This window comes from Pseudonocardia sp., assembly GCF_050246655.1.
Lineage (GTDB): Bacteria > Actinomycetota > Actinomycetes > Mycobacteriales > Pseudonocardiaceae > Pseudonocardia.
This window is the reverse complement of sequence record NZ_JBFWVQ010000160.1, coordinates 1-9,856: the sequence shown is the minus strand read 5'-3', so window position 1 is coordinate 9,856 and position 9,856 is coordinate 1. Positions and strand designations below refer to the sequence as shown.

The following is a 9,856-nucleotide window of genomic DNA, read 5'->3' as shown; positions in this document are numbered from 1 at the left end:
GACAGCGAGATGTCCTGCGGGTGGTTGCCCGTGCTGATCGTCCTCGTGACCTTGTTCGTCGTCGTGTCGATCACCGAGAGCGAGTTGCCGTCGTAGTTGCAGACGATCACGGTGTCCTTGCCGGGCAGCTTCACGATGCTGTGCGGCGAGGCGCCGACCGGGACCGTCGCGAGCACGGCGTTGTCCGCCGTGTCGATCACCGAGACGACGTTGGACTCGTGGTTGGCCGCCCAGACGTACTTGCCGTCCTCGGTGACGTCCACCCAGTGCGGGTTCGGCGCGACCTTGATCTCGGCGGTGGCCTTGTCGGTCGCCGTGTCGATGACCGTGATGGAGCCCGAGTCGTGGTTGGGCACGTAGACGGTCCGGCCGTCCGGGGTGATGTCCAGCGCGAACGGGCGCTTCCCGGTGGGGATCTTGTCCAGGATCTCGAACGTCGCCGTGTCGATGACGACGACCTCGTTCACCGTGAAGTCCGCGTTCGTGACGCTGACGTAGGCGCGGGCGCCGTTCGGGGTGAAGGCCACGAACTGCGGTGAGCCGTCCGGCACCGGGATGGTGCCGAGCACCTGGTTGCGGGTGGTGTCGAAGACCGTGAGCACGCCCGCGCCGCGGTTCGCGATGTAGCCCTGCGAGCCGTTCGGGGTGATCTCCATGTAGCCCGGCGTGGGGCCGACCGGGATGGGATCGCCTGCCACCGTCGGCTTGTCGATGCTGTTGGCCGCCTTCACCGTCGCCGGCGGTGCCGCGATCGGGCCGAGCCCGGACGTCGACGGGGAGTCCCCGCGCAGCAGCAGGACGATCGTCGTCGCGGCGACCAGCACCGCCACCAGCGCGACGGCGGCCAGACCGTAGATCAGCTTGCGGCTGCCGCCACCGCCGGACGTGGCGGGCGGCGCGGCCGGGCCGCCGCCCGGCGGCGGGGGATCGGCGACGGCGAGGCCCTGGGTGTAGTGGCCCGGTGGGCCGGGGGGTCCGCCCGAGCCGGGGGGTCCGCCCGAGCCGGCGGGTCCGCCCGGGCCGCCGCCCGCGCCGTAGCCCTGCCCGCCGCCGTAGCCGGTGCCGCTGCCCCCGTAGCCACCGCCGTGCCCGTTGCCGTAGGGCGGGGCGGCGAACGCCGGGTGCGCCTGCGGGGCGTCGCCCGGGTACTGCGCGTCGCGGACGGTGGCCTCCCCGGCGTTGAGGACGGTGGCGTCCCCCGCGTGGAGGACCGTGCGCTCGGCTTCGGGGCCGGCCGGCGTCACGACCGGGGTGGGCACGGCTCCCGTGTGCGCCGCCGACTGGGCCGTCGCCAGCGCGGCACGGGCGGCGTCGGCGAACTGGCGGGCGCCGGTGAAGCGCTCGTCCATGTTCTTCGCCATGCCCCTGGCGACCACGGTGTCGAAGGCCGGGTGCACCTGCGGGTTCACCGCGCTCGGCTTCGGAGGGTCGCTGAACAGGTGGCCGTACATCAGGGCGGGAAGATCGTTGCCTGCGAACGGCCGCTGTGCGGTCAGGCACTCGTAGAGCACGCAGGCCAGCGAGTAGACGTCGGTGCGCGGATCGACCGGACGGCTCTCGAACCGCTCCGGGGCCATGTAGTCCAGCGTCCCGAGCGTCGCGCCCGACATCGTCAGCGCCGAGTGCGTGTGCCCGGTGACGTGCGCGATCCCGAAGTCGACGACGTAGACGAAGTCGTTCGGGGTGACCAGGATGTTGGAGGGCTTGATGTCGCGGTGCACGAGCCCGTCCGCGTGGGCGGCGTCGAGGGCGTCCGCCACCTGGACGACGAGCGCGACGGAGCGCACGGGATCCAGGGCACCGTCCTCGGACAGCATCGCGCCGAGGCTGCGCCCGTCGACGAGGCGCATGTCGATGAAGAGCTGGTCGTCGATCTCGCCGTAGTCGTGGATCGGGATGACGTGCGGCTCGCGCAGCCGCGCCACCGTGTAGGACTCGCGGCGGAACCGCTTCTGGTACTCGGGGTCACGGCTGAGCGCGGTGGGCAGTAGCTTGAGCGCCACCTCACGATCGCGGCGCGTGTCGTAGGCGCGATGCACCTCGCCCATGCCACCGAAACCGATCAACGACTCGATCCGGTACTGCCCGAACTCCCGCATGGTTGTCGTTTCCCTCATTCGGTAGTCGCGTCCGTCCGACGACCTGGCTCAACAGTGACCCATGGGAGAAGTCGACGGCATCCGAGATCCCGTTACGAGTTCAGAACGATGCCGGAACGGACGAGCGATATGACCCGTTCGGGCTCAGGCGAGAGTGATCCGGTCCTCCGTCACGGTGACCGGACGGTCCCGTAACGGGCGAGCCGCCGGGCCGTTCGCGACGGAGCCGTCCAGATGGAAACGGCTGCCGTGGCACGGGCAGTCGATCAGCCCGTCCACGACGGCGTTGACCTGGCATCCCGCATGCGTGCACTCCGTCGAGAAGCCGCGGAACTCCCCGGCGGTCGGCTGGGTCACCACGATCTCGTACTCCGCGAACACCTTCCCTCCGCCGACCGGCACGTCCGAGACCGGCCCGATCGCCGTACCCGCGCCACCGGACGGCAGCGGCGGGTTCAGCCCGGACGGGCGCTGCGGGGCGTCCGGCGCGCCGCCGCAGGCCGCGAGCAGCCCGGCGGTCCCGAGCGTGGCTGCGCCGGCGAGGACGGCGCGGCGCGCCACGGGCGGGATCGGGTCGTCGGGCATCAGGTCACCTCCGGGTGGGGACCGGGCCGAGTGTGCCCGAGCCGCCCGAACGGCCGCGCGGGTGCCCCCGACCGCGGAGGCGGCGGACGGCGGATCGCCCCGGTCACACTCCGAACAGCACGTGCGACACGGCGAAGATCGCCAGCCCCGCGAGCGCGCCGACGACGGTGCCGTTGATGCGGATGAACTGCAGGTCCCGCCCCACCTGCAGCTCGATCTTGCGGGAGGTCTCCTCGGCGTCCCAGCGGGCGACGGTGTCGGTGATCAGCGTGGTGATCTCGCGGTTGTAGTGGCGCACCACGTACCCCGCGGCGTCGCCGACCCAGCCGTCGATCTTCGCGAGCAGCACCGGGTCCTCGCCGAGGCGGCGGCCGAACCCGATCAGGCCGTCCCGCACGCGGCGGCGCAGCTCGCTCGACGGGTCCGCCGCGGCGTCCAGCACGATCTTCTTGAGGGTGCCCCAGGCGTGCCCGATGACGTTCTGCACGTCCGGGTGCTCCACGAACTGGTTCTTGATGCGGTCGACGCGCTCCATCGTGGCCGGGTCGCGCTGCAGGTCGATCGCGAACTCGCCGAGGAAGCGGTCCACGGCCAGCCGCATCGGGTGCTGCGGGTCGGTCTTGACCGCCCACGCGAAGTTCTGGACCTCCAGGAAGACCCGGTCGGCGACCATGTCGTCGACGAACCGGGGCGTCCAGCCCGGCGCTGCGTCGTGGACGATCCGCAGCACCAGCGCCTGGTTGCGCACCACCCACTCGTAGACGCGGTCGGTGATCAGGTCGACGGTGCGGTGGTGGGTGCCGTCCTTGACGATCCCCTCCAGCATCACGCCCATCACCGGCCCGACCGGTTGCTCCAGCGCCTTGCGCACCAGGACCTGCTCGATGAGGTTCTGCACGGCGTCGTCGCGCAGCACGGTGACCACCCCGCGCGCGACGTTCGCGAGCTCCTCGGTGACGCGCTCGGCGTTGGCGGGCTCGGCCACCCACTCGCCGAGGCGGGCGGGAATGCGGGCGCGGTCCAGCTTGTCCCGCACGACGTGCTCGGCGAGGAAGTTGTCGCCGATGAAGTCGCCGAGGCTGTCGCCGATGACGTCCTTCTTCGTGGGGATGATCGCCGTGTGCGGGATCGGCAGGCCGAGCGGCCGCCGGAACAGCGCGGTGACGGCGAACCAGTCCGCGAGCGCGCCGACCATGGCGGCCTCGGCGGCCGCACGCACGTACGAGACCCAGGTCGGGGCGTCGACGCTCTCCCACCAGCGGGCGCCGAGGAACACCACCGTCGCGAGCAGCAGCAGGCCCGTGGCCAGGGCCTTCATCCTCCGCAGATCGCGCGCCCGCGCCTGCGGATCCATCGACCCGATGCCGAGGCCGACGACGATCTCCCGGCGCCGGGGGGCCGGGTCAGTGCGCTCTGACTCGGCCGATGAGGTGACTTGCGGGCTCTGCACGAACCCATAGTGCCTGCGCGTCGGACCATCGGTGTGCCGGCCGTGGCCTGCGTGGCCGCGGCCGGCGGCCCGGCACCGGGGGACTCGAGTCCCCGGACGCCGGGCGCGGCCTCCGGGGTCGTGCTGCCCCCACGGCTCCGGAGGACCGCTCGGCCGGACGTTGACTCCGACCGGGGCCGGTGGACATCCCGTCCACACCGACCCCGGCTGGCTGGCTCCTGGCGCGGCGCGCTCGAGGCGGAGCCGGGTCGTGCGGAGAACTCCCGCACCCCGGGGACGTCCGCCTCGGGCGCCACGCCGGTACACCTCGGGTCTCCCGGCGCGGTGCGGACGCCCACAGCATCGGGAGTGGAACCGGGTGCCGGCTCGCGGCCGCTAGGACCGCATCACGACCGCGACGCCCGCAGCGGGCCGCTGGGCGCCCGGCGCGACGTCGAGGCCGACCCGCGGCGCGTCCGCCGCGGCGGTAAGGATCACGGTGGCCGGGGGGAGCTCCCAGCCGCAGAGCGCGGGCGAGACCCGCCAGTGCACCCAGCCATCGGGTCGCTCGGACGGCGGCGCGAGCACGACCTCGCCGCCGGTGTGCACATCCACGTCCGCCCGCCCTGAGGCGGACGGCGCCGACCCGGCGATCACGGGGAACCACCAGGTGGCCATCGGCGTGGCGGCGACGGGGACGACGAGCCCCGCGGCGCGCAACCGGGCGCAGACGTACCTGCCGACCTCGGCGGGCATCTCCAGGACGTCCAGCGTCGTCCCGGTGACGAGGAGCAGGCCGCCGGGCGTGACGGTGGCGGGCCAGCCGTGGTCGCCGAACTCGCGGGCGGCCGCACGCAGCTCCGCGCCGTACACCGCGCGGTAGCCGTCCCACCACTGCATGACGTCCGACCTCCTGATCCGCGTTCGTCTCGTGAACCTCAACACTGAGGATGAGTCGTGCGTCACGCCGTCTCCAGGGGGCAGCGTCGAGGTGCCGGGGTCGCGAGACGAGCGGACGTGGCCTCCGTTCGGCCGCCGGACCAGGGGGATGAACGGCGGATGACCGGCGGGGGTCCCGGGACCGGCGGCTACTCCGTTCGAGGTTGCGACCGGTCGTCGAGTGACTCCTGTCGGTCAGCGGCTGCCACGATGCCCGCATGCTGATGGTCACCGGAGCGACCGGTTTCCTGGGCAGCGCGCTCGTGTCGCTGCTCGTGGCGCGGGGCCGTCCGGTGCGCGCGGCGGTGCGCGACCCGGGCCGGGCGGCCGGGGTGCTGCCCCACGGCGTGGAGCTCGCCGTCGCCGATCTCGGCGACACCGCCGCCCTCACCGAGGCCGCCCGGGGCTGCGACGGGGTACTGCACGTCGCAGGCTCGGTGGGGCACTCGCTCGCCGAGACCAGGGCCGGCAACGTCGAAGGCACGCGCCGGGTGCTGGAGGCGGCGATCGCCGCGGGCGTGCCGCGCTTCGTCTACACGAGCAGCAGTGCCGCGGTCATGGACGCCACCGGCCTCGTCGCCGAGGAACCGCAGGGCCCGCCTGCGCTCACCGACCCGTACTCGGTGAGCAAGGCCGAAGCCGAGGCGCTCGTGCTCGCCGCCGCCCGGGACGGCCTCGGTGCCTGCATCGTCAACCCGACCAACATCTACGGTCCCAGCCCGCGCGGCCCGATGAGCTACAACGGCCTCTTCCTCGCCGCCGCCCGCGGGGAGATCGACCGCGTCGTCGACGCCCCGGTGGGCTGGGTGCTCGCCGAGGACGCCGCCCTCGGGCACCTGCTGGCCTACGAGTCGGGCGAACCGGGCCGCCGGTACGTCCTGTGCGGGGAGGTGGCGCCGTTCGGCCGGGTGCTGCACGCTTTCGCCGGGCTCGTCGGCGGCGCCGAGGTGGCGACGCTGCCGCCGGGCTCGGCGCTCGGCCATGACGTGTCGACCTTCGCCCGCCGCTCGGAGGTCTACGGCGGCTTCCCCCCGGTGCGGATCGACGACCGTGGCGCCCGGGCGCTCGGCTTCGCCCCGCGCGGGGTGGACGAGGGGCTCGCGCTGACGGCGGAGTGGCTCGGCCCGCTGCACCCCCGCGAGTTGCGCATCTCGTAGGCGCGAGTTGCGCATCTCATCAGCCCGAGTTGCGGATCCTGTCGGGGCGAGTTGCGCATCTCGTCAGCCCGAGTTGCGCGTCTCATCAGCGCGTGTGCGCCGCGTCAGCCGCGGAGCGTGCGGTAGCCGGGATGGACCCCGGCCGTGAGCCCCTGGTCGGTGACGAGCCGGCCCAGCAGCGTGCGCAGCTGCGTGCGCTCCTCGTCGTCGAGGGCGGCGAGCATCGCCTCCTCGTGGGCGGCGGCGACCCGGCCGACCGCGGCGAGCAGCTCCTCGCCTGCCGGCGTGAGGTACAGCGCGTACAGCCTGCGGTCCCCCGGGTTGCGGCGGCGCTCCACCGCGCCCCGCTCCTCGAGACCGTCCACGAGCGCCACCAACCGGGTCGGCGGCGTACCGAGGTGCGCGGCGAGTGCCTGCTGGCTCTGCCCCGGACGCGCGGCGACCGCGCGCAGCAGACCGGCCTGCGGCGGCGTGAGGTCGAGCTCGGCGACGCGGTCGGCGAAGCGGCGCGCGGCGTGCGCACCGAGCTGTGCGAGGAGGAAGGCGGCGCCCGGCTCGCGGAGGGCTGTCACGCGGAAAATAGTAGCGGTTGACAGATCGTATCGATAGATGGATCGTTACTAGTTGTCACGATTTCAGTCCACGACCCGGAGAGGAGGCGCCGGCCATGGCCAGGATCTCCGGCCCGCCCCTGCTCGCCCCCGCGATCGGCTACGCCGTACTCACGCTCGCCGGGCTCGTCCTCGGCATCAGCGGGCCCCGGCCGACGTCGAGCGCGGCCGACGTCGCGGCACACCTGACCACCCACGCGACCGAGGCCACGCTGCTCGCGGCGGCCGTGGTCGCCGCCGCGATCCCGCTCGCCGTGTTCACCGCCGTCGCCCACCAGCGGATGCGCGGCCTCGGCGCCGCCGTGCCGGGACCGACGATCGCCCTGGCGGGCGGCCTGCTCGCCGCGGCCACCCTTCTCGTCTCGGGCCTCGCCGCCTGGACGGCCGTGGCCGCCGCGCCGCTCGGAGACGCCCCGCTGGTCCGCGCGCTCACGACGCTGTCGTTCGCCGCAGGCGGGCCGGGGTTCGTCGCACCCTTCGGCCTGCTGCTCGCGGGCCTCGCCGTCCCGGCGCTGGTGCTGGGCCTCCTGCCCCGGCCGCTCGCGTGGGCCGGGCTCGGGCTCGCCGCGATCGCGATACTCGCGCTGTTCTCGCTGCTCACCCCTACCCTCTACGCCCTGCTGCCGGTCGTGCGGTTCGGCGGGCTGGCGTGGCTCCTGGCCGCCGCCGCCCTGCTGCCCCGCGAGCGGGCCCGACGCCCGGTGCGCACGTCGTGAGCACGCCCCGCCCGGTCGAGCGCGCCTGCTACGTCGTGGCAGCGGTACTCGTCGCGTCCGGGGTGGCCCATCTCGGCGTCCAGGCCCTGTCCAGCGGGCCATGGGAGGGCCCGGTGTCGTGGCGCAAGCCCGTCACGTTCGGGCTGTCCTTCGGCATCACGCTGGCGAGCGTCGCCTGGGCGGCGTCGTACCTGGCGATCCGCGAGCGCCTGCGCACCGGCCTGCTGGGCGTGCTGGCCGTCGTGAGTGTCGCCGAGGTCGTGCTCATCGACCTACAGGCGTGGCGGGGCGTGCCGTCGCACTTCAACCTCGAGACCACGTTCGACGCCGCCGTCGCCCGCGGGCTCGCCGTGGGCGGAGGCGTGCTGATCGTCGTCATCACGACGCTGTTCGTGCTCTCCCTGCGTCCGCAGCCGGACCTGGACCGGCCGACCGCCGTGGCGATCCGCGTCGGGTTCGCCACGCTGGTCGGGTCGCTCGCGGCGGGTGCCGTGATGATCGCTGTCGGCGTCACGCTCGTGAACGCGGGCGACCCCCAGACCGCGTATGCCCGCGGCGGGTTCCTGAAGCTCACCCACTTCGCCGCGATGCACGGGATCGCGATCCTGCCGATCCTCGCGCGGCTGGCTGCGCCCCAGCCGTCGCCCTGGCCGCCGGTCAGGGCGGGGATCGCGGGCTACCTCGCGGCTGTGCTCGGCTCCCTGGTGGCGCTGGTGAGCGCGCCCGCGGCCTGGCTGCTGGGCGCAGCGGGCGTGGCGGTGCTCGCGGCGGCCTTCGTGGCGGCGTCGCGCGGCCGGTTGGGCGCCGTCGCGGGGCCGGTCCCCCGCTGACGCGCACCCCTACCCGCCGACGCCGCGGCGGATCGCGTCCAGGTCGGCCTTGAGCGCGCTCAGGCGTTCCACTCCGACGATGCCACCGACGCGTTCCTCCAGCTCGGGCACGAGCCCGCGCGCGATCGCCAGCACCTCCCGGCCGCGGTCCGTGGGCAGGACGAGCTTCGCGCGCCGGTCCCGCGGGTCCGGGACGCGACGGACGTAGCCGTGCGCCTCCAGGTGCTGCACGAGTTCGGCCATGGCCTGCTTGGTCATCCGGGCGCGCTCGGCGAGCAGGCTGACCGTCGTCCCCGTGTCGTCCAGGTACTGGAAGACGGCGCTGTGCGCCGAGCGCACCGCGGAGTGCCCCTGCTCGGCGAGCCGGCCCATCACGACCTCGTTGAGCGCCACGAACGCCTCGCGCATGAGCACGGCGAGGGTGACGAGGCGCTCGCCCCCGTCGCGGGTGGGAATCCGCGTTGACATGGACAGGACCCTTGTCTACCTTCCCAGGTATGGGCAGGTTACCTGTCGATTCTGCCACGGCGGGGCGCCGCGACAGCGGGGGGTGGGGCGTCCGGGTGGCGAGCGCCGAGCAGTTCGCCGAGATCCGGCGCCTGCTGCACGCGGCCTACGCCGACTACCGCGCAGCCGTCGACCCGCAGCTGTTCCGGGTCTACCTCGCCGACGTCACCGGCGTGACCAGCGACGTCGTGCAGGGCGGTGCGATCCCGCTCGTCGCGCTCGACGGCGGGACGATCGTCGGGACGGCACGGGTGTTCCCGCACCCGCAGGGCCTGCGCCTGCCGGACGGAGCCGCGTATGTCCGGGGCGTCGCCGTGCGGCCGGGCCGCGAGGGCGAGGGCATCGCGGCCGCGCTGATGGCGGCCTGCGCCGAGCGCGCCCGGGCGGGCGGCGCCACCAGCGTCCACCTGCACACGACACCGTTCATGACGCGCGCGATCCACCTCTACGAGCGGCTGGGCTACCGCCGCGACCCGGGGCTCGACACCGACTCCCACGAGCACTACGGGCTGGCCGTCGAGCCGCGGCTGCACGCGCTCGCCCTCCGACTCGACCTGACCGGGCCGCGCCGACCGCCTTCGGCGTGATGATCAGCCTCGGGCGCACGGGCGCGCCGCCCCGGGCGCGCCGGCCAGGAAGGTGGCCGGGCGGTGACTGTGGTGGCCAGGGGCGGGGTCGAACCGCCGACCTACCGCTTTTCAGGCGGTCGCTCGTACCAACTGAGCTACCTGGCCGTGAGGAGCCGATGACCGGCTCCTCGAAGAGCGACCCAGACGGGACTCGAACCCGCGACCTTCGCCGTGACAGGGCGACGCGCTAACCAACTGCGCCACTGGGCCAAACTGTCGTGCCGTACTGCCGTACCCCCAACGGGATTCGAACCCGCGCTGCCGCCTTGAAAGGGCGGAGTCCTAGGCCGCTAGACGATGGGGGCTTGGACCGCTCTCGCGGCCCCCGCCCGCAACGGCTTGCCGTTGGGAGCC

Annotated in this window: 10 protein-coding genes and 3 tRNA genes; 4 read left to right on the top strand and 9 right to left on the bottom strand. The window is 73.8% G+C overall.

Annotated features, from left to right (window positions below; all coding sequences use genetic code 11):
* The 4 genes from AB7J25_RS28440 to AB7J25_RS28425 form a co-directional block, all read right to left on the bottom strand.
* Window positions 1–2,099: protein kinase domain-containing protein (locus AB7J25_RS28440; protein ID WP_428514061.1), on the bottom strand; the 2,099-nt coding region annotated here is incomplete at its 3' end.
* 144 nt (window positions 2,100–2,243) lie between these two features.
* Complete coding sequence (locus AB7J25_RS28435) at window positions 2,244–2,684, bottom strand: ubiquinol-cytochrome c reductase iron-sulfur subunit (protein ID WP_428514059.1); 441 nt, start codon at window positions 2,682–2,684, stop codon at window positions 2,244–2,246.
* A gap of 103 nt (window positions 2,685–2,787) precedes the next feature.
* The gene (locus AB7J25_RS28430; protein ID WP_428514057.1) at window positions 2,788–4,038 is read right to left on the bottom strand and encodes a DUF445 domain-containing protein; all 1,251 of its coding nucleotides are present in this window, start codon (window positions 4,036–4,038) and stop codon (window positions 2,788–2,790) included.
* Window positions 4,039–4,509: 471 nt separating this feature from the next.
* Entirely contained in the window at window positions 4,510–5,013 is a 504-nt protein-coding gene (locus tag AB7J25_RS28425) for a bifunctional DNA primase/polymerase (protein ID WP_428514055.1), read from the bottom strand.
* 257 nt (window positions 5,014–5,270) lie between these two features.
* Here AB7J25_RS28425 and AB7J25_RS28420 point away from each other — a divergent pair, with 257 nt between their 5' ends.
* Window positions 5,271–6,209, top strand: coding sequence for an NAD-dependent epimerase/dehydratase family protein (locus tag AB7J25_RS28420; RefSeq protein WP_428514053.1), 939 nt, complete (start codon window positions 5,271–5,273; stop codon window positions 6,207–6,209).
* Between the two features lie 104 nt (window positions 6,210–6,313).
* Here the strand turns inward: AB7J25_RS28420 and AB7J25_RS28415 are convergent, their stop codons facing one another.
* Complete coding sequence (locus tag AB7J25_RS28415; RefSeq protein ID WP_428514051.1) at window positions 6,314–6,781, bottom strand: MarR family winged helix-turn-helix transcriptional regulator; 468 nt, start codon at window positions 6,779–6,781, stop codon at window positions 6,314–6,316.
* Window positions 6,782–6,876: 95 nt separating this feature from the next.
* Between AB7J25_RS28415 and AB7J25_RS28410 the strand changes: the two genes are divergently transcribed.
* Window positions 6,877–7,536 (top strand): DUF4386 domain-containing protein, encoded by a 660-nt coding sequence (locus tag AB7J25_RS28410; RefSeq protein ID WP_428514049.1) that lies wholly within the window; start codon window positions 6,877–6,879, stop codon window positions 7,534–7,536.
* The gene (locus AB7J25_RS28405) at window positions 7,533–8,366 is read left to right on the top strand and encodes a hypothetical protein (protein ID WP_428514047.1); all 834 of its coding nucleotides are present in this window, start codon (window positions 7,533–7,535) and stop codon (window positions 8,364–8,366) included. The genes AB7J25_RS28410 and AB7J25_RS28405 overlap by 4 nt, the downstream gene beginning before the upstream one ends.
* Window positions 8,367–8,375: 9 nt before the next feature.
* Here the strand turns inward: AB7J25_RS28405 and AB7J25_RS28400 are convergent, their stop codons facing one another.
* Window positions 8,376–8,834 carry a MarR family transcriptional regulator gene (locus AB7J25_RS28400; RefSeq protein ID WP_428514045.1) on the bottom strand — a complete coding sequence of 153 codons (459 nt, stop codon included), beginning with the start codon at window positions 8,832–8,834 and terminating at the stop codon, window positions 8,376–8,378.
* Window positions 8,835–8,929: 95 nt separating this feature from the next.
* Here AB7J25_RS28400 and AB7J25_RS28395 point away from each other — a divergent pair, with 95 nt between their 5' ends.
* Window positions 8,930–9,460 carry a GNAT family N-acetyltransferase gene (locus tag AB7J25_RS28395; RefSeq protein WP_428514043.1) on the top strand — a complete coding sequence of 177 codons (531 nt, stop codon included), beginning with the start codon at window positions 8,930–8,932 and terminating at the stop codon, window positions 9,458–9,460.
* A 70-nt stretch (window positions 9,461–9,530) separates the two neighbouring features.
* Here AB7J25_RS28395 and AB7J25_RS28390 read toward each other — a convergent pair.
* From AB7J25_RS28390 to AB7J25_RS28380, 3 genes are all read right to left on the bottom strand, one after another.
* Window positions 9,531–9,607, bottom strand: a tRNA-Phe gene (locus AB7J25_RS28390).
* A gap of 31 nt (window positions 9,608–9,638) precedes the next feature.
* Window positions 9,639–9,712: transfer RNA gene (locus AB7J25_RS28385), tRNA-Asp, on the bottom strand.
* Between the two features lie 22 nt (window positions 9,713–9,734).
* Window positions 9,735–9,807, bottom strand: a tRNA-Glu gene (locus AB7J25_RS28380).
* Between the last annotated feature and the right edge of the window lie 49 nt (window positions 9,808–9,856).